Raw genomic sequence first — 18,137 nt, 5'->3', positions numbered from 1 at the left:
CATCTGCCGGTAGGCCAGGGTGCCGACGACCGCGGCGACGAGGCCACCGCCGGCCAGCACGAACCGCGTGCCGTCGACCGTGAAGTGCGCGCCGACCTCGGGTCGGTGCTGTGGGTCAGCTCTGGGGGTCAGCTCTGGCGGGTCCCGCAGGTGGCGCAGAAGACCGCGCCGGGGGTGACGGTCGAGCCGCAGTTCGTGCAGCTCCCGGCCTTCGGGATCGAGACGACCGCGGTGGGCGCGGCGGGCTCCTCGCCCGAGCCGTTCACCGGCGGGGCCATCGACGCCGTCGGCGCCGGCGGGGCGGGCGGGTTCACCGGGCCGGCGGGCCCGGGGTTCACGAACGGCGCGGCCGGGGCGGGACGCTGCGAGGCCATGATGTCGGCCGGGGTGACGACCGTCGTCGGGCCGTCGGAGACGCCGGCCGGGGGCTGCTGCTGCCACGCCGGAGCCTGCGGGGCCGGCCGGTTCTGCGGGGGCATCGGCGTGCTCCCCCACGGCGCCTGCGGCATGCGCGGGGCCTGTGCGCCCGGCGTCCAGTCCGCGTAGCCGTCGAAGCGCGGGTCGCGCGGGGCCGGGATGTCCGCCACGACGCCGTCGCCGCGGCCCTTGCGCCGGCGGAGCATCGCCACGAGCAGCGCGATCCCGCCGACGACCAGCGCGGCGGCGCCGCCGACGATCGTCCAGAACAGCCACGGGGCGAGGCCCCACAGGACGGTGTCGTCGCTCTGCTGCGCGGCCGGGACGACCGGGGTGTCGCCGAAGCGCTCCTTGGCCTTGGCGGCCTCGGTCTTGAACTGCTGCGCCTGCCCGTGGTCCGGGTCGACGAGCAGCAGCCGCTCGAAGCCCGCGATCGCGTCGGTGTAGTGGCCGGCGTAGTAGTTCGCGAGCGCGCCGCGGTAGAGGGTGTCGTTGGGGCCCAGCTGGTTCTGCACACCGTTGCGCGCCAGCAGCTCGTTCAGCCCGCCCGCGGGGGCGATGAAGTTGAAGGCCTGGTCGTTGGGCAGGTGGGCGCTGTTGATGCCCAGGACGTCGCCGTCCATGTCCACGGTCGGGCCGCCGCTCATGCCGGGCGACAGGGACGCGGAGGTCTCGTAGTACGGGACGCTGCCCATGGTGCGCTTGGTGCTGATCTGACCGTCCTTGTTGGACGGCTCGAGGGTCGTGTCGGTGACGGCGTCGGCCGCGGCCGGGTAGCCGATCGACAGGACCGGGGTGCCGATGGCGGTGTCGGCCTCCGTGCCGAGCTGCACGGACGGCAGGTCCGAGCTCTCGATCTTCAGCAGCGCGACGTCGCCCTGGCTGGGCGGGCGGAAGTCGACGAGGCGGGCCGGCACGACCTCGCCCTTGGTGCCGCTGCCGGTGCCGGAGCCGATCACGGCCGAGTACTGCGCGTCGATCGGCGAGCCCTTGGCCTGGCCCTCCACGGTCCAGTTCGCCATGCCGTAGGTCATGGCGTCCTGCACGGTCACGCCGGGCGTCGTGGCCGCGAGGTCCTGCGCGACCATCGCGATGAAGTCCGCGCGGACGCCGTCGGGGCTGGTGGTGTCGACGCAGTGGCCGGCGGTGGCGATGTAGCCCTGCGGGTTCACGCCGAACCCGGTGCAGGTGGCGTTGAGCGTGAGCGGCTGGCCGTTGTTGTAGTACAGGCCGGTGCCGTCGCCGACGTAGGCGGTGAAGGTCTCGGTGAGGTAGACGATCGCCGGGCGTACCTCGGCGGCGGCCTTCTCGGTGGGCGTGGCCTGCTGGGGCGACGTCCCGGGGCCGGGCGGCGCGCCCGGCTCGGCGGCGAACGCGGTGCCCGCGGTGGCGAGGGTGACCGAGGCCGCGACGGCGACTGCGGCGGCAGCTCGGGCGATGGTGCCGGTCATTGGGTGGTCCTCTCGGGTGTGGCGGCTCTGGGCCTGTCGGCCACTCGCCCGGAGCCGGCGACTGCGCGGCCCGTCGATGACGAGGAGAACTGTCCCGCCGCAGGCCTCGCCGTCACGAGGGGTTCAACCCGTGAAGAGGGGTGGGGCCAGCACCACTTCCACTCCAGGCGGTGGACACCCCGCGCGGCCACCGGGCCGCATCCTCGGCGGACCGGACGCAGGCGGGGCACACTGTCCCGCATGGAGCAACGAGTGGCGTCGACGGCGCCGGTGCGGGTGCTGGTGGTGGACGACCACCGGCCGTTCCGGTTCGCCGCCGCCACGGTCATCCGGCGGATGCCCGGGTGGGAGATCGCGGGCGTCGCGGAGACCGGCGAGGCCGCCGTCGACGCCGCCGCCGAGACGCACCCGGACCTCGTGCTGATGGACGTCAACCTGCCCGGCATCGACGGCGCCGAGGCCGCCGCGCGGGTCTCCGCGGCCGCGCCCGGCACCCGGACCGTCCTGTGCTCGACCTACCGCCTCGAGGACCTGCGGATCGACCCCGGCGGCCCCGGCATCGCGGGCTACCTGCACAAGGAGGAGCTCGGCGCCCCCGTGCTGCTCGACCTGTGGAACCGGATCAGCACCGCGGCGTAGCCGCGCATCCAGCCGGCGGCGTAGCCGCGCATCCAACCCGGCGGCGTAGCCGCGCATCCAGCCCAGCGGCGTAGCCGCGCATCCAACCCGGCGGCGTAGCCGCGCATCCAACCCGGCGGCGTAGCCGCGCATCCGCCCCGCGGCCGGGATTCATCCGGCGCGCAGCGACGCCGCCACCGGCTCCCGGGCCATCCGCACCGCCGGCACCGCGCCGAGCACCAGCGACCCGGCCAGCACCGCGGGGATGATCAGCGCGATCGGCCAGACCGGCACCGCCACGTCGGGCGCCACGCCCGTCTGGCTCGCCACCTGCCACCACAGCAGCCGGCCACCACCCAGCCCCAGCAGGACGCCGAACGCGACGCCGGGCAGCACGGTCGTGCCGGCCAGGACCCCGAGCGCCGCGCGCACCTGCCCCGGCGTCGCGCCCAGCACGGACAGCAGCGCGGCGTCCCGGGTGTGCCGGCGGACCGCGCTGATCAGGGTGTGGACCAACCCCGCCACGGCGACGGCCGCGAGCAGCGTCGCCAGGATCTCGGGCAGCCGGAGCAGGCCGGCGAGGGTGTCGATCTCCGGCGGCGTGCCCGGCAGGTGCACCTCGAGGCGTTGCGCGAGGTCGGCGTAGAGCGCACCCGCCTGCCCGGGCGCGGCCAGGACGTGCGCCGACGCCAGCGGCTGCCGGAAGAGCCCGCGCAGCTGGTCCGGCGTCATCAGCAGGCCCTCGCCGAGCGGCGCCCCGCGCTCGGGCTGCGGGACGGCCACGCCGGTCACGGTGAGCCGGGCCGTGCGCCCGTCGGACGAGGTGACCTCGACGGGGTCGCCGAGGCCGAGCTGCTCGCGGACGGCCACCCGCGCCCCGACGGCCACCTCCCCCGGCACCGCCGGCATCCGGCCGCTGACCAGCGAGACCGGGATGTCGCCCTTGCGCAGCACGTGGGCGTAGGCGTCGATCTGCCGGGACCGGGCCGGGTCGATCGTCACCCGCCCGGTCTCGACCTCGGTCAGCCCGGCGACGCGGGGGTCGGCGGCCAGCGCGGCCATGTCCGGCTCGCGGGCGTCGGCGATCGTGAGGTCCGAGGTGAACCCGTACCGGGCGGGGGTGTCGACGAGCCGCTGCAGGCTGGCGCCGAGCATGGTCGACGCGACGATCCCGGCGACCGTCACGGCGATCCCCGTCGCGGTGATCGCGGCGGGCAGGCCGACGGTCCCGGGCACCGTGCGGCCCCGCAGGGCGAGCCGCAGCCCCACGAACAGCGGCGGCCAGCGCACCGCCCAGCGGGCCGGCCGGTGGCGGCCGGCCGGCGGCCGGGCGACGGCGGCCCGCCCGGCCAGCGCCGCGCTGCCGGCCGCGAGGGCGAGGAAGCAGAGCAGCACGACCGCGCCGCCGCCGGCGACCGTGCCCCAGACGGGCCGGAAGCCGGTGTCGGGCTCGAAGCGGGCCTGGCTGCCGATGGGCTCGATGGCCCCGGCGGCCAGTGTCATCCCGGCGGCGACGACCGCCGCCGCGCCCGCGCCCACGCCGGCGGCGAGCACCCGGGCCCCGATGCGCTCGGCCGTCGTCATGCCCAGGGCGTTCTCCACCCGCTGGTCGACGGCGCCGCGGGCGTGGTGGCGCACCAGCCCCTGCCCGACGACGACGCACCCGCCCACCGCCACGACCAGTGCGAACCCCCACAGCCCGATGCCGAGCACGCGTTCGGCCGCGGCGACCGCGGGATCGGCGTCCATGGTCGGGAAGACCGGGACCTCGGGGACGTAGTTGCCGACGATCAACGGCCGCGGCTGGCCCTCGTAGCTGCGGGCGAGGGAGGCGACGAACCGGTCCCGCAGCGCGGCGTCGGCCGCGGCGTCGCCGGTGTAGGCGAGCCGTGCGAAACCCGAGCGCCCGCCCGCGGCACCGGCGTTCTGCGCCGCGAACGCGGGGGTGGACATGGAGTCGCCGATCGGGCCGGTCCACGACGGCATCCGCCCGATGCCGACCACCGTCATCCGCCGGGTGGCGCCCTCCGGCTCGCCGAACCCGACGTCGAACCGCGCGACCTGGCGCAGGGTCAGCATCTTCAGCGTGATCCGGTCGCCCACCCGCAGCCCGGCCGCGGCGGCGAGGGGCTCGCCGACGAGCAGCTCGTCGGCCGCCTCCACGCGCGGCGCGCGGCCGGCGACGATCACCGGCGTGACCAGGTCGTCCGGCCGCTCGGGGCCGGCGATCACCGAGGTGTACTGCAGGGTGGGCCCGGCGATCTGCGCGATCCAGGCGTAGGCGGTCCAGCTCTCCTCGACGCCGGGCAGCCCGGCGAACCCGGCCGTGACCTCGGGGAGGTCGGCGGGGAGGTAGGCGCGGGCGTCGTCGAGCCCGGTGCGCTCGACGAGCCGCGGATAGGCGCTGCCCGTGCGGTCCGCGACCACGGCGGCGCCGAGCAGGAGCCCGCCGACCACCCCCGCGATCAGGCCGAGGACGAGCAGCGCGCGGAACCCCGAGCGGAGCTCCGCCCGGGCGACCGCCCCCATCCCGTGCCAGCCCGCCGCGCTCATCAGAGGGCCGCCAACGGGGAGACCGCGGGGGTACGGGCCCGCAGCGCCGGGACCGCCGCGACCAGGGCGGCCCCCAGCGGCACCGCCGCGATGAGCAGCGCGATCGGCCCGGCCGGCACGTCGATGTCGCCGCCGACCCCGATCGTCGAGGCCACCTGCCACCAGAACAGCCGGGCCACGCCGAGCCCGACCGGCACGCCCAGCAGCACGGCCGGCACCGCGGTCGACGCGGCCAGCACGCCGAGCGTGGTCCGCACCTGGCCCGGGGTGGCCCCGAGCACGGAGAACACCGCCATCTCGCGCGCCAGCCGCCGGGCGCCGACCAGCAGCGAGTGCGCCAGCCCCGTCCCGGCGACGACGGCGAGCACCACCGCGAGCACGTCCGGCAGCCGGCCGAGGTCGCCGAGGTTGCGGATCGCCTCGGGCACGGTCGGCGGGGCCAGCTCGAGCCGGCCGCCCAGCTCGGCGGCGAGCGCGCCGGCCGTGCCGGGCCGGGCGTAGACGTGCGTGGTGAGCAGCGGGAAGTTGCGTTCGGGACTCACCGCGAGCAGCCCGTCGCCGGTGGCGAGGAGGTCCTGGCCGAGCGGGCCGTGATTCTCGTTAGGTACCACCGCGATCCCGACGACGGTCATCGGGTGCGGGGCACCGTCCGTCGCCAGCGTGTCGATCCGCTCCCCCGCGGACAGCCCGCGCTCGGCGGCCACGCGGGGGTTGACGGCGACCTCGTCCGGCGCGGCCGGCAGCCGCCCGGACACCAGCTCGACGGGTGGGGCGCCCTTGCGGGCCGTGATGCTGACGATGCCGAGCGGGTCGCCGGAGGCGAGCCGGGCGTACGAGGTGTCGGTGATCGCCAGCGCCGCGACCCGCGGGTCCTCGACGAGGGCGAGGACGTCGGGTTCCCGGCTGTCGGCGATCGTGATGTCGGCGCCGCCCGCCCACCGCTCCGGGGTCGCGACGAGCCGGTCGAGGCTCGCCCCGACCGTCACCGTGGCGACGATCCCGGCGACCGCGGCGGTCGCGGCGAGGACCGTGACCACCGGTGGGACGCCACGCCGGGTGCCCGCCTGGGCGAGCCTGCTGCCGAGCAGCAGGGTCGGCCACCGGCACAGCGATCCGCCGACGGCGGCGGCGAGCGAGCCCGGCCGGGGCGCGGCCGGCTCGGGGACGGCCAGCGCACGGCGGCGCCAGGCGAACGCGGCCGCAACCGCCGTGACCAGCAGGAACAGCGCCGCGAGCGCGGCACCGCCGGCCAGCGCGAGCGCCCACTGCGGCCGGAAGCCCGGCTCCGGCTCGAAGCGGGCCTGGCTGCCGAGCGGCGCGAGCCCGCCGGCGGCCACCACGACCCCGGCGCCGAGCAGGCCCGCCACCGCCGCCGCGGGGACGGCGGCGGCGACCCGGGCGCCCACGCTCTGCGCCGCCGTCATGCCGAGGGCGGACTCGATCGACCGGGCCGCGCGGGCCGTGCCCGCGGTCCGCAGCAGCCCGAGTCCGACGACCTGCACCGCGCCCAGGCCCACGACCAGGGCGAACAGCCCGACGCCGATGAGCAGCGCCCGCTCGGCCGCGTGCACCGCGGGGTCGGGCGAGCGCGGGTGCTCCGCCCCGGGCGTCAGGTAGTCGCCGACGATCGACGGCTGCGCGGCCGACAGCTCGGCGACGGCCTCGTCGAAGCGGGCGGCGGCGTCCGGCGTCGGGTCGAGCCGGACGTAGGCGGAGTGGCCGATCCCGGTCCCGGCCAGCGCCCGCGCGAACCCGGGCCCCGCGAGGACGTCGGGCAGGGCCTGCCCCCACCCCGGCATCCGGGCGACGCCGACGACGCGCACCGTGGCCACCGGGCCGTGCGGGGTGAACCCGACGGCGAACTGCGCCATGTCCTCGAGGGTCAGCATCCGCAGCGGCAGGACCGTGCCGACGCCCATGCCGTGCTCGGCCACGCGCTCGGAGATCACCACCTCGTCCGCGGTGGCGGGGTCGACCGCGCGCCCGTCGACGATCACCGGGGTGACCAGCTCGGGGTGCGGGGCGGTGCCCGCGGCCAGCGACATGAACTGCACCTGCGGGCCGCCGACCTGGGCCACCCACGCCTCGGTGAGCCACGCGTCGGCGACGCCGGGCAGGGTCGGCAGGGCCTCGATCAGCGCGGGCCGGTCGGCAGGGACGATCAGCCGGGCGTCGTCGAGGTGCACGGCCTCGACGAGCCGGGGGTAGGCGGTGGCGGTGCGCTCCCCGACCGCGACCGCTCCCAGCACCACGCCGCCGACCAGGCCCAGCACCACGCCGAGGGCGAGCAGGCTCCAGCGCCGTTCCCGCAGCTCGGCGCGGGCGACGAGCCGGACCGCGCCCCGCTGGCCCGGCGCGTCGGCCGCGCGCGCGGGCACGGCTCAGCCCGCCACGGGGGCGGGGCGCGACGCGACCGCCGGGACCGGTGGTCGAGAAGCCGGCGCGTCGTCCGCCCCCGCCGCCGGGACCGGGATGCGCCCGGTGAGCATCGTGCCGTCGCCCGGCGCCGACACGAGCTCGACGGTGCCGCCGATCGCACCGAGCCGGTCCGCCATGTTCTGCAGGCCGCCGCCGCCGGCGACCCGGGCCGGGTCGAAGCCCGGCCCGTCGTCGGCGACGACCACGGTGAGCTCGTCGCCGTCGGCGCCGGCCTCCACCTTCAGCGTGATCGTGACGTGCGCGCCGGGAGCGTGCTTGCCCGCGTTCTGCAGCGCCTCGAGGCAGCAGAAGTACACGGCGGCCTCGGCCTGCTCCGGCATCCGCCCGATGCGGTCCGCGTGCACCTCGACGGTCAGCGGGCTGCGCTTGGCCGCGGCCCGCAGCGCGTCCCCGAGGCCGGCGTCGCGCAGCAGCGGCGGGTAGATGCCGTGGGCCAGGTCCCGCAGCGCCTGGATGGAGTCGCGGACGCCGCGGTCGAGCTCGTCGAGCAGCTCGGCGTTGGGGTCGTCGGGCGAGGTCAGGGTGTCACGGACGAGCCGCAGCCCCACGGCGAGGGCGACCAGGTGCTGCTGCGCGCCGTCGTGGAGGTCGCGCTCGATGCGGCGGCGCTCGGCGTCCGCGGCCGCGACGAGGCGGGTGCGGGAGGCCTGCAGGTCGGCGTTGGTGCGGCGCAGGTCGGCCAGGGTCGCCTGGAGGGCCTCGTCGAGCGCGCGGTTGCGCAGCACGATCGCCAGCCGCCGGACGACCTCGGCGAGCGCCCGCTCGTCCGCCTCGCCGAAGGTGTCGGCGTCGGCGTCGCGCTCGATCACCACGAGGGCGAGCACCTCGCCGCCGTGCACCGCGGGTGCGAGCCGCAGCTGCCCGCGGCGGGCCGGCCCGTCCTCCTCGACCAGGTGCGGGAGCCAGAGCTCCAGCCAGCCCGGCCCGGCGACCCCGGCGCGCTGCAGCGTGGCGAGCTCGTCGGCGTCGAGCGGCAGCGGCTCCGGCCCCGGCTCGACCGGCTGCGGGACGACGAGGCTGCGCGCCAGGTTCCGGGGCGCGTCACCGCGGTCGGCCCAGATCTGCACGCGCGACAGCCGCCAGTCCTGCCGCATGGTCTCGGCGAGCTGGCGGAGCAGGTCGTCGACCGGGGTGCCGCGGCCGGCGCGCTCGGCGAAGTCGGCGAGCAGCTCGTCGGGCGAGCGACGGACGCCCTGCAGCGCGGCGCGGGTGGTGCGCGCGGCCCGGCGGCCGAGCGGGCCCGCCACCACCGCGACGACGAGCATCCCCACCAGCGCCGGATTCAGTAGCGCGCGCTCGGCCCCGAGCGGGATCCGCCCGAACACCAGCAGCACGACGAGCAGACCGGAGCAGACCGCCACGGACAGGCCGCCGAACTCCGACGCGCCCACCAGCACCGCGGTGCTGGCGCGCCGGGCGGCGGCGCTGAACATCAGCGCGATCCCGACCGCGAGCACGACCCCGGCGATGGCCCCGGTGACCCACCAGGCCGGACCGCCGCCCAGCAGCCCGACGACGACGCCGGGCGCGATCACCCCCGCCGCGCCGATGAGCCCGGACAGCAGCAGGGAGCTGCGGGCGCGCCGGCCCGTGCCGATCCCGACGCGGCGGTGGCTGCGGAACCCGGCGCCGGCCGGGAGCGGCGTGCGGTCGCTCACCGGGACACCCGCAGCCCCGCGGGCACCTCGACCGGGCCGGACGGCTCGCCGTCGGCCAGGATGCGGCCGTCGCGCATGCGGACCAGCCGCTGCGCGCCCTCGGCAACCTCGCGGCTGTGCGTGACCATGAGGATCGTCTGGCCCTGGGCGTGCAGGCGCTGGAAGAGGTCGAGGACCTCGGCGGCGCCGTCCGAGTCCAGGGCGCCGGTCGGCTCGTCGGCCAGCAGGAGCGTGGGGCGGTTCGCGAGCGCGCGGGCGATCGCGACCCGCTGGCGCTGGCCGCCGGAGAGCGCGGCGGGCAGCTCGCGCGCCTTGTCGAGCAGGCCGAGCTGGTCGAGCAGGTCGCGGGCCCGGGCGGTGGCCTCGGCGGGCTTGGCGCCGGCGACGAGCGCGGCGAGCGAGACGTTCTCCAGCGCCGACATGTGCTCGATGAGGTGGAAGAACTGGAAGACCAGGCCGACGCTGCGGCGGCGCAGCCGGGCCAGCCGCTGGGCGCCGAGCTCCTCGATGCGGGTGCCGTCGAGGGCGATCGTGCCCTCGTCGGGGCGGTCGAGGCCGGCGAGCAGGTGCAGCAACGTGGACTTGCCGCAACCCGACGGACCCATCAGCGCCACGAACTCGCCGGCGCGCACGCTGAGGTCGACACCGCGCAGGGCGCGCACGGGGGCCGTGCCGGCCTCGTAGGTCTTGCGCAGACCGCGGACGACCAGGGCGGGGCCCGGTGTTGTGCAGCCGGGTGCACCGGCGGCGGACTCGATCTGCTGTGACACCTGCTCACCCTAGGGAGGGCCGGGTCCGCGCCGGGAGGGTCCGCGGCGAAGAGACCGGCTGACACGCCGGAGGAGGGTGGTACTGGCACCACCCCCGGCCTGTCGTCGCCGCGCCGGGCGCCCGCGTTACGCCTACCCGTGGATCACCCCCGGCGAATCACGTCAGGCGGCCCTCGGCGAGGTAGCGCTCCGACTCCTCCTTGTGCATCCGCTCGTCGTGCCCGATCTGACGGAGCAGGTCGGCGACGGTGGCGTGCGCGCCGTAGCGGTCGGCGAAGGCGGAGCGGTGCGGCACCGTCTCCAGCTCCGGGTGCTCGGCGACGTACTCGGCGTACTCGTGCTCGGCGTGGTCCTCGAAGTCGGCGTTCAGCCGGTAGCTCCAGCGCGGCGCGAGCACGAACATCAGCCAGGCCACGTGGTAGTAGGACAGCGCGAGCAGCAGCGGGAGCGCCCGGAAGCGCAGCCGGCCCGACTTCCGGCCGGACGCCCGGACGAGCTCGCCGACGATCAACAGGTGCCACTGCTCGTTGTCCTGCTGCTCCCGGTTCTCCTCGATCCGCTCGTGGATGCGGCGGGCGAGGGCGCCGTCGCGGTGCCGGCGGGTGAGCAGCCGGTAGGCCGCGTTCTCCCAGATCTGGTACGGGATCCGCGCCACGATCTCGAGCACCTGGAACTTCTCCAGCGTCCGGCGCCGGCCGTACAGCAGGTCCATGGTCACGAACAGCAGCCGCGCGAGGAGCGAGTAGTGGCGGCGGGGGGCGGCCATGGTGGCGAGCTGCTCGCGGCGCAGAGCGCGCCGGCCGAGGCGCGGGGTGGCCGCGGCGGTGAACGGACGCGAGTGATCCGCGTCCGGGGAGGAGAGCGGTCGGATCTCGACGCTTCCGCTGCCCGGACGCGGATCATGCACGGCCGGCGTCCGCGGTCCGGGGTGGCGCGAGAGGGGCTGGCCCGGGCCGGGGCGGCGGAGGGCGTGGTGCGGGTGCCCGGGACGGGGAGGGTTCCCGGGGCGGGACGGGTGCCCGGGGCGGGACGGGCCGGAGTGGAGTGGCCTGGACGACGGCCCCGGCGCGGGACGGGGCGGCATCCCCGGGGCCGGGCGGGGCGGGGTGCCGGTGGCGGGACGGGGCGGACCGGCGACGGGCGGCAGGGCAACCGGGGGTCGGGGCGGGGCGGGCGCGGGGCGGCGCGGGGCGGGCACGCTCCCGATCTGCACGGGGATCCCGTGGTCGAGGCCGGCGGGGATCGGGGCGGGGCGCATGCGGCTCCTCCGGGTCGGCCCGGCGGGGAGTCCGGGCGGTCGGGGAAACCCTGTCGTCGCCCGCCGCGCGGGACGACCGTGCTGCCCGGTCGACCGCACGCGGCACCCACACCTCGGCCCGGTGGGGCCAGCACCACCGCCGGTGCGTCGGCCCGCCGCAGCGCGGCTGCGCCCGGTCAGCGGATCCGGCCCAGCACCTCCGCGAGCCGGCCGGGCATCGAGAACATCGGTGCGTGCGACGAGGGCAGCCGCTCGACGTGGTCGGCGGCCGCGGCCATCGCCTCCTGGGCCTCGATCGGCAGGGTCGCGTCGTCCTCGCAGATCACGTAGGTCACCGGATGCATCCGCTCCGGCGCCGAGCTGGGCGTGGCGAAGCTGGCGATCGACTGGGGGCGCGCCCTCCGCAACAGCGACTCGGCCCGCTCCCGGTCGACGTCGGCGCACAGCCACTCGTGGAGGAGGCCGACGTCGTCGACGGGCTGGAGCGTCCCGTCCTCGCCGGGCTCGACCCAGGCCAGGGGCGGCAGGGTGCCCAGCATGTCGAGCAGGGACGCCCCGCGCGCCGGCCAGGCCGCGGCGATGTACACACCGTGCGCCACGTCGGGATGGTCGGCGAGCTCGGTGAGGATCATGCCGCTGTAGGAGTGCCCGACGAGCACCACCGGCTCGTCGGCCGACTCCACGTGCTGCCGGACCACCTCGACGTCGCCGGCGAGGTCGCCACGGGCCGCGGGGTCCGGCCCGGAGCTCGGCAGCTGGGGAACGACGTCGACCGTGTGCCCGGCCTTCTCCAGCCGGGGACGGACCTCGTCCCAGTACCAGCCGCCGACGAAGCCGCCGTGGACGAGGACATAGGTCGCCATGGGACCGAGAGTGGTCCCCGTCACTTGTGACGACAACCGCCGAAAGGCGGCGTCGGGGATCAGGCGTCGACGTCCCGGCGGGGCTGGTCGACGGCCGCGGCCTGGACCCGGGGCTGCTGCCGGTAGCCCGGGCGGGGGTCGGGGAGCAGCCCGAGGGCCACCCCGACGGCGGCCAGGTCGGGGTAGGTCCCCACCGGCAACGACCACAGCTGGGCGGTGGTCAGCGAGTCCGCCCCGTAGTGGTCGGCTTGCGTCACGATCTGCCACTTCGCCGCGGGGTAGGTCAGTCCGGCCAGCACCTGGCCGATACGCGCCAGGTCGGCGCGGGACGTCCGTCGGTACACGGGTTCCTCCTGGTCGGCGCGCTCCGCGAGGGGCACCGGGGCGCGTCGCGAGAGAGTGCCCCACATCACACTTCTCAAACACGGTCGTCCTGCGACCCGCCCGAGGGGGCGTCTGTTGTGCGGCCCCGGCGCGCCCCCGTAGGGTTGGTGGGCGGTTGAGGCGACAGTCCGCAGCACGCGTCCGCGGAAGTCGAGGAGCACGGTGCGTAATGAGCAGTGAGACCCCCGCCGACGAGGGTGGCGTCGAGATCGAGGACGTCGTCCACTTCGAACGGGCCGGTGAGGGTGACGGCGCGTCCCTGGTCGCGCACGTCCGCGGCGAGATCGACACGTTGACCGCACCCCTGCTGCGCACCGAGCTCGACGCCCGGCTGCCCGAGGCCCCGCTGGTCGTCCTCGACCTGTCCGGGGTGACCTTCCTGGGGTCCGCCGGGCTGGCCGTGCTCGTGGCGGCGAAGGACGCGGTGGAGCGGCGCGGTCACACGCTGCGGCTGGTGTGCGGGTCGCGGATCGTGACCCGGGCGCTCGAGGCGACCGGGCTGCTGGCGCTGTTCGACGTGGCGGACGGCGTGTCGGACGCGCTGCGCCCCACCGGCTGAGCCCCGCCAGGGAGGCGTCTGGGCGCCTGGTGGCCCCCGCGGTCTTCAACACCGACGTGGCCGAGCACCTCGGTCAGGCGGGTTCGATTCCCGTCCGCCTCCGCCAAGCCCTCACCGGCTGATCCGGATCCTGCCGGTCCCCTCGCGCACCCGTCCGACGACGGCGGCGCCGGGCAGCTCCGCCACTGCGGCCGCCGCCCGCTCCGGGTCGGCGCCGAACAGCAGCCCGCCCGAGGTCTGGGCGTCGGCGAGCAGCAGCACGTCCGTCTCCGTGACGCCGGGCGCCAGGTCGAGCACCTCGGCGACCCAGTCCCGGTTGCGCCGCGTGCCGCCCGGGACCGTGCCGGCCTCGGCGAGTTCCCGCACGCCCGGCAGCATCGGCACGTCGCCGACGACGACCTCGGCGTCGACCCCGGAGGCGGCCGCCATCTTGCGCAGGTGGCCCAGCAGGCCGAACCCGGTGACGTCCGTGCAGCCGGTCGCCCCGGCGGCGAGCGCGGCAGCCGAGGCGGCGGCGTTGGGCGTGCACATCGAGGCGACCGCGCGGGCGAGCAGGTCCTCCCCCGCGGTGCCCGCCTTGACCGCCGTGGTGGCGATGCCGACGCCGAGGGGCTTGGTGAGCACCAGCGCGTCCCCGGGGCGCAGGCCGGTGTTGGTGAGGATCCGGTCCGGGTGCAGCTCGCCGACCACGGCCAGCCCGTACTTGGGCTCCGGGTCGTCGATCGAGTGCCCACCGACCACGGCGAACCCGCACTCCCGGCCGGCGTCGGCGCCGCCCTCCAGCACCTCGGCCAGCATCTCCGGCGGCAGCGTCTCCGACGGCCAGGCCACGATGCTCAGGGCGAAGAGCGGGCGGCCACCCATCGCGTAGACGTCGGACACGGCGTTGGTGGCGGCGATCCGGCCCCAGGTGCGCGGGTCGTCGACGACCGGGGTGAAGAAGTCCGTGGTCGCCACGAGCGCGCGGTCGGCGTCGAGGCGCCAGACGGCGGCGTCGTCACCCGTCTCGGTGCCGACGAGCAGATCGGGGTGACTGGGCGGGGTCACGCCCGCGAGGACCTCGGCGAGCCGGCCGGGCCCGATCTTGCACCCGCAGCCCGCACCGTGGCTGAACTGGGTGAGCCTGCGCGTCTGCTCGGTCGAACCCGCCGTCATCCTTCGACCGTATCCCGTCCGCCCGTCGCACGCGGGCTCCCACTGACCGACCCCGACCGACCCCGCAGGGAGATCGTCCGCCACGGGAGTCACACTCTGGAGGCGTGACATCCGTTCCGGAGCGTGACGCCGACCCGGTCAGCCGGTCCGGCGCGTTCGAGGTCGTGCGCCGCGGCTATGCCCGCGACCAGGTCGACGCGCTGATCCGCGAGCTGGAGCGGCGCGCCCAGGCCGCCGAGAACGCGCGCCGCATGGCCGAGCAGCACGCCGCGGGCCTTGCGGAGGAGCTGCGGACCCTGCGGGCCGGCACGCCCGCGGAGGGCCTGCCCACGGTTCCGCAGAGCTTCGGGTTCCGCGCGGAGAAGGTCCTGCGGCTCGCCGAGCGCGAAGCCTCCGACATCCGGGCCGCCGCGGAGCGCGACGCCGCCGAGATCCGCGCCGCCGCCACGCGCGAGGCGGCCGACCTCATGGAACGTGCCCACACCGCAGCGGGCCAGGCCCGCGCCGAGGCGGAGGCCGAGTGGGCGGCCGTGGTCGCGGAGCGCGCCGCGCTGGCGGCCCAGGTGGCCGAGCACGTCGAGCGGATGCACGAGCTCGCCGGCCTGCGCGCCGCGCTGCGCAACGAGCTGGCCCGGGTGCACGCCGCGCTCGGCGCCGAGCTGCGCGGGCTCGACGCGGCGCTCGCGCCCGAGGTCACCGCCGATATCGCCAACGCCGAGGAACCGGCCCGCGTCGACGGATCCGGCCTCGTCGCCGAGGCGGAATCCGAGGGGGCCGAGGAGGCCGCGGAGGCCGAGGAGGCCGAGGAGGCCAAGGAGGTCGCGGAGGTCGCGGAGGTCGCGGAGGTCGCGGAGGTCGCGGAGCCGGCCGGGGCCAACTCGCCCGCCGTCGCCGACCGCGCCGAGACCGTCGTCGAGCAGCCCGAGCCCGTCACCGGACAGGCCGAGCCCACCGCCGAGGCGGAGCCCGCCACCGGGGAGCCGTCCGACGACCCGGCTCCCGCGGTGTGGACCCCCACCCCCGGCACGGCGGACCTGTTCGAGGCCGAGGCGGCCCGCCCCGCCGACCGCGGCTCCGTCCGCGTCCCGGAGCAGCGCCGCGAACAGGCGACGGAGAGCAGACACGCCCTGCGCTCCGGCTGACGGGCACGGCATGCTCTTCCCATGACGGACGCCCCGGTCCGCGGCACGACCGCTCCCCCGCCCGCGGACGCACCCGACCCGCGCCGCGCCGTACCGCGCACGGACGCGGTGCTCGCCGACCCGCGCCTGGCGGAGGCGGTGCACCGGCTGGGCCGCGCGCTGGTGAAGCGCGCGGTCGTCGGCGCGCAGCAGCAGGCCCGCGCGGGCGCCATCCCGCCCGCCGAGGTCGTCGACGCCGCACTCGCCGCCCTCCCGCGCACCGCGACCCGGCTGCGTCCCGTGCTCAACGCGACGGGCGTGCTGCTGCACACCAACCTCGGCCGCGCCCCGCTCTCCGCCGCCGCCCGGGAGGCCCTCGCGGTCGCCGCCGGCACCTGCGACGTCGAGCTGGACCTGACCACCGGCACCCGCGGCCGCCGCGGCGCCGGGGTGATCGACGCCCTGCTCGCGGCCGTCCCCGGGGCCGCCGCGGCGCACGTCGCGAACAACGGCGCGGCCGCGCTCGCGCTCGTCGCGGCGACCCTCGCGGCCGGGAAGGAGATCGTGGTGTCGCGCGGCGAGCTCGTCGAGATCGGCGACGGCTTCCGCATCCCCGACCTGCTCGAGTCGACCGGCGCGCGGCTGCGCGAGGTCGGCACCACCAACCGCACCCACCTCGCCGACTACGAGCGCGCGATCGGCCCGGACACCGGGTTCGTGCTCAAGGTGCACCCCTCGAACTTCACGATCAGCGGCTTCACCAGCGCGGTCGGCCCGGAGGAACTGGCGGGGCTGGGGGTGCCGGTGGTCGCCGACATCGGCTCCGGGCTGCTCACCCCGCATCCGCTGCTGCCCGACGAGCCCGACGCCGCCGGCATGCTCGCCCGCGGGGCCACCCTGGTCACCGCCTCCGGCGACAAGCTCCTCGGCGGACCGCAGGCGGGCCTGCTCCTCGGCGGGGCGGGCGCGGGTGCGGAGCTGGTGGAGAAGATCCGCCGGTTCCCGCTCGCCCGGGCGATGCGCGTCGACAAGCTCACGCTCGCGGCGCTGGAGGCCACCCTGCGCGGCCCGGGCACCCCCGTCCGGACCGCGCTCGACGCCCCGGTCCAGGAGCTGCGAGGCCGCGCCGAGCGGCTGGCCGCGCGGCTGGGCGAGGTCGCCGAGGCCGTCGACTCCGTCTCGACCGTCGGCGGCGGGGGCGCCCCGGGCGTCACGCTGCCGAGCGCGGCCGTCGCGCTGCCGGAGCGGTTCGCCGCGGCCCTGCGCGCCGGCGACCCGGCCGTGCTGGGCCGGCTGGAGGGCGGACGCTGCCTGCTGGACCTGCGTGCCCTCGACCCGGACGACGACGAGGCCCTCGCCGCCGCCGTCTCGGCCGCCGCCACCTCCACCGCAGGGAGCTGACGTGCCCGCCCGCGTGATCGCGACGGCGGGGCACGTCGACCACGGCAAGTCCACCCTGGTCCGCGCCCTGACCGGGATGGAGCCCGACCGGCTGGCGGAGGAGCGCCGCCGCGGCCTGACCATCGACCTCGGGTTCGCCTGGACGCGCCTCGACTCGGGCACCGACCTGGCCTTCGTCGACGTGCCCGGCCACGAACGCTTCGTCACGACGATGCTGGCCGGGGCCGGGCCGGTCCCCGCGGCCATGATCGTCGTCGCGGCCGACGAGGGCTGGATGCCCCAGTCCGCCGAGCATCTCGACGCGCTCGACGCCCTCGGGGTGGAGCGCGGCCTGCTCGTGATCACCCGTTCCGACCTGCTCGACCCGGAGCCCGCCCGGGAGGACGCCCTGGCGGCGCTGGCGCGCTCGTCGCTCGGCGAGCTGCCGGTCGTCCCGGTGTGCGCACCGCGCGGCGAGGGCATCCCCGAGCTCCGCGCCGCGCTCGACGCGCTGGTCGGGGACCTGCCCGAGCCCGATCCCGCCGCCGACGTCCGGCTCTGGGTGGACCGCGCCTTCACCATCCGCGGCGCCGGGACGGTCGTGACCGGCACGCTGGGCGCGGGCCGGATCCGGCTGGGCGACGAGCTGGAGCTCGGCGGCCGCCGGGTCGGCGTGCGGGGGCTGGAGAGCCTCGGCGAGCCGCGTGAGGAGGTCACGGGCGTCGCACGGGTGGCGGTGAACCTGCGCGGGCTGCCGAAGGAGGCCGTGCGTCGTGGCGACGCTCTGCTCACCCCGGGCGCATGGCTCACCGCGACCGACGTCGACGTCCGGTTGCGGGCGCCGGGCCGCGGGGTGGATCCCGACGCGCCCGTCGAGCTGCCCGGGACCCTGATGCTGCACACGGGCGCAGCCGCGACCGGCATCCGGGTGCGCCCGCTCGGCCCGAACCACGCCCGGCTGCGGCTGGAGCACCCGCTGCCGCTGCGCATCGGCGACCGGGCGGTGCTGCGCGATCCCGGCCGGCGCGCGGTCCTCGCCGGGGCGGTGGTCCTGGACGTCCGGCCGCCCGTCCTGGCCCGGCGTGGCGCCGCCCGGCGCCGGGCGGACGAGCTCGTCGATCCCGGGTTCGGCACCGCGGCCGGGGAGGTGGCCCGGCGCGGCGTCGTGCGGGCCGCGGACCTGGTCGCGATGGGCGTGCCGCCCGCGGAGGTCGCGGATCTCCGCGTGCCCGCGGCCCACGGCTGGCTGGTCGACCCCGCGCGCGCCGCCCGGGCCGTCGCCGCCCTCGCCGCCGCCGTCGAGGCCCACGACGCCGCCGAACCGCTCGACCCGGGGCTCACGACCGAGGCCGCCCGGCGCGCCGCCGACCTGCCCGACGCCGCGCTGCTGCCCGCGGTCCTGGCCGCCGCGTCGGGGCCGGAGGGCGCCGGCGGGGTCCCGCTCGTGCTGCGCGACCACGGCGCGCTCGTCGGCGCGTCGGACCACGGCAGCACCAAGGCGCTCTACGCGA

At 77.3% G+C, this 18,137-nt stretch carries 14 protein-coding genes and 1 tRNA gene; 6 read left to right on the top strand and 9 right to left on the bottom strand.

Going from position 1 to position 18,137, the window contains the following annotated elements:
- Nucleotides 1-128 precede the first annotated feature (128 nt).
- Nucleotides 129-1,868: a trypsin-like peptidase domain-containing protein gene (locus AB0B41_RS38680; protein ID WP_358212003.1), complete on the bottom strand. Its 1,740-nt coding sequence runs from the start codon at nt 1,866-1,868 to the stop codon at nt 129-131.
- Nucleotides 1,869-2,108: 240 nt separating this feature from the next.
- Here AB0B41_RS38680 and AB0B41_RS38675 point away from each other — a divergent pair, with 240 nt between their 5' ends.
- Nucleotides 2,109-2,507, top strand: coding sequence for a response regulator transcription factor (locus AB0B41_RS38675; RefSeq protein WP_358212002.1), 399 nt, complete (start codon nt 2,109-2,111; stop codon nt 2,505-2,507).
- Nucleotides 2,508-2,657: 150 nt separating this feature from the next.
- Here AB0B41_RS38675 and AB0B41_RS38670 read toward each other — a convergent pair whose 3' ends face one another.
- The 7 genes from AB0B41_RS38670 to AB0B41_RS38640 form a co-directional block, all read right to left on the bottom strand.
- A complete protein-coding gene (locus tag AB0B41_RS38670) occupies nt 2,658-5,039 on the bottom strand; it encodes an ABC transporter permease (protein WP_358212001.1) in 2,382 nt (793 codons plus the stop codon).
- Nucleotides 5,039-7,417: an ABC transporter permease gene (locus AB0B41_RS38665; RefSeq protein ID WP_358212000.1), complete on the bottom strand. Its 2,379-nt coding sequence runs from the start codon at nt 7,415-7,417 to the stop codon at nt 5,039-5,041. Before AB0B41_RS38665 ends, AB0B41_RS38670 begins: the two co-directional genes overlap by 1 nt.
- Nucleotides 7,418-7,420: 3 nt before the next feature.
- On the bottom strand, nt 7,421-9,136 hold the full coding sequence (locus AB0B41_RS38660) for a sensor histidine kinase (RefSeq protein ID WP_358211999.1): 1,716 nt from the start codon (nt 9,134-9,136) through the stop codon (nt 7,421-7,423).
- Nucleotides 9,133-9,906 (bottom strand): ABC transporter ATP-binding protein, encoded by a 774-nt coding sequence (locus tag AB0B41_RS38655; RefSeq protein WP_358211998.1) that lies wholly within the window; start codon nt 9,904-9,906, stop codon nt 9,133-9,135. Before AB0B41_RS38655 ends, AB0B41_RS38660 begins: the two co-directional genes overlap by 4 nt.
- A gap of 157 nt (nt 9,907-10,063) precedes the next feature.
- Nucleotides 10,064-10,813 carry an alternative oxidase gene (locus AB0B41_RS38650; protein WP_358211997.1) on the bottom strand — a complete coding sequence of 250 codons (750 nt, stop codon included), beginning with the start codon at nt 10,811-10,813 and terminating at the stop codon, nt 10,064-10,066.
- 527 nt (nt 10,814-11,340) lie between these two features.
- Nucleotides 11,341-12,027: an alpha/beta hydrolase gene (locus AB0B41_RS38645; protein ID WP_358211996.1), complete on the bottom strand. Its 687-nt coding sequence runs from the start codon at nt 12,025-12,027 to the stop codon at nt 11,341-11,343.
- Between the two features lie 59 nt (nt 12,028-12,086).
- Nucleotides 12,087-12,371, bottom strand: a complete 285-nt coding sequence (locus tag AB0B41_RS38640; protein WP_358211995.1) for a DUF2795 domain-containing protein — start codon at nt 12,369-12,371, stop codon at nt 12,087-12,089.
- Between the two features lie 209 nt (nt 12,372-12,580).
- Here AB0B41_RS38640 and AB0B41_RS38635 point away from each other — a divergent pair, with 209 nt between their 5' ends.
- The gene (locus tag AB0B41_RS38635; protein WP_358211994.1) at nt 12,581-12,970 is read left to right on the top strand and encodes an STAS domain-containing protein; all 390 of its coding nucleotides are present in this window, start codon (nt 12,581-12,583) and stop codon (nt 12,968-12,970) included.
- A 10-nt stretch (nt 12,971-12,980) separates the two neighbouring features.
- Nucleotides 12,981-13,076: transfer RNA gene (locus tag AB0B41_RS38630), tRNA-Sec, on the top strand.
- A gap of 5 nt (nt 13,077-13,081) precedes the next feature.
- Here AB0B41_RS38630 and selD read toward each other — a convergent pair.
- On the bottom strand, nt 13,082-14,125 hold the full coding sequence (gene selD, locus AB0B41_RS38625; protein WP_358211993.1) for a selenide, water dikinase SelD: 1,044 nt from the start codon (nt 14,123-14,125) through the stop codon (nt 13,082-13,084).
- A gap of 104 nt (nt 14,126-14,229) precedes the next feature.
- Between selD and AB0B41_RS38620 the strand changes: the two genes are divergently transcribed.
- From AB0B41_RS38620 to selB, 3 genes are all read left to right on the top strand, one after another.
- The gene (locus AB0B41_RS38620) at nt 14,230-15,267 is read left to right on the top strand and encodes a hypothetical protein (RefSeq protein ID WP_358211992.1); all 1,038 of its coding nucleotides are present in this window, start codon (nt 14,230-14,232) and stop codon (nt 15,265-15,267) included.
- Between the two features lie 21 nt (nt 15,268-15,288).
- Nucleotides 15,289-16,647: an L-seryl-tRNA(Sec) selenium transferase gene (gene selA, locus AB0B41_RS38615; RefSeq protein WP_358211991.1), complete on the top strand. Its 1,359-nt coding sequence runs from the start codon at nt 15,289-15,291 to the stop codon at nt 16,645-16,647.
- A 1-nt stretch (nt 16,648) separates the two neighbouring features.
- A partial coding sequence (gene selB / locus AB0B41_RS38610; protein ID WP_358211990.1) for a selenocysteine-specific translation elongation factor occupies nt 16,649-18,137 on the top strand: 1,489 nt, incomplete at its 3' end.

The organism is Pseudonocardia sp. NPDC049154, assembly GCF_040648315.1.
Lineage (GTDB): Bacteria > Actinomycetota > Actinomycetes > Mycobacteriales > Pseudonocardiaceae > Pseudonocardia.
This window is presented reverse-complemented; position numbering and strand designations above follow the sequence as displayed.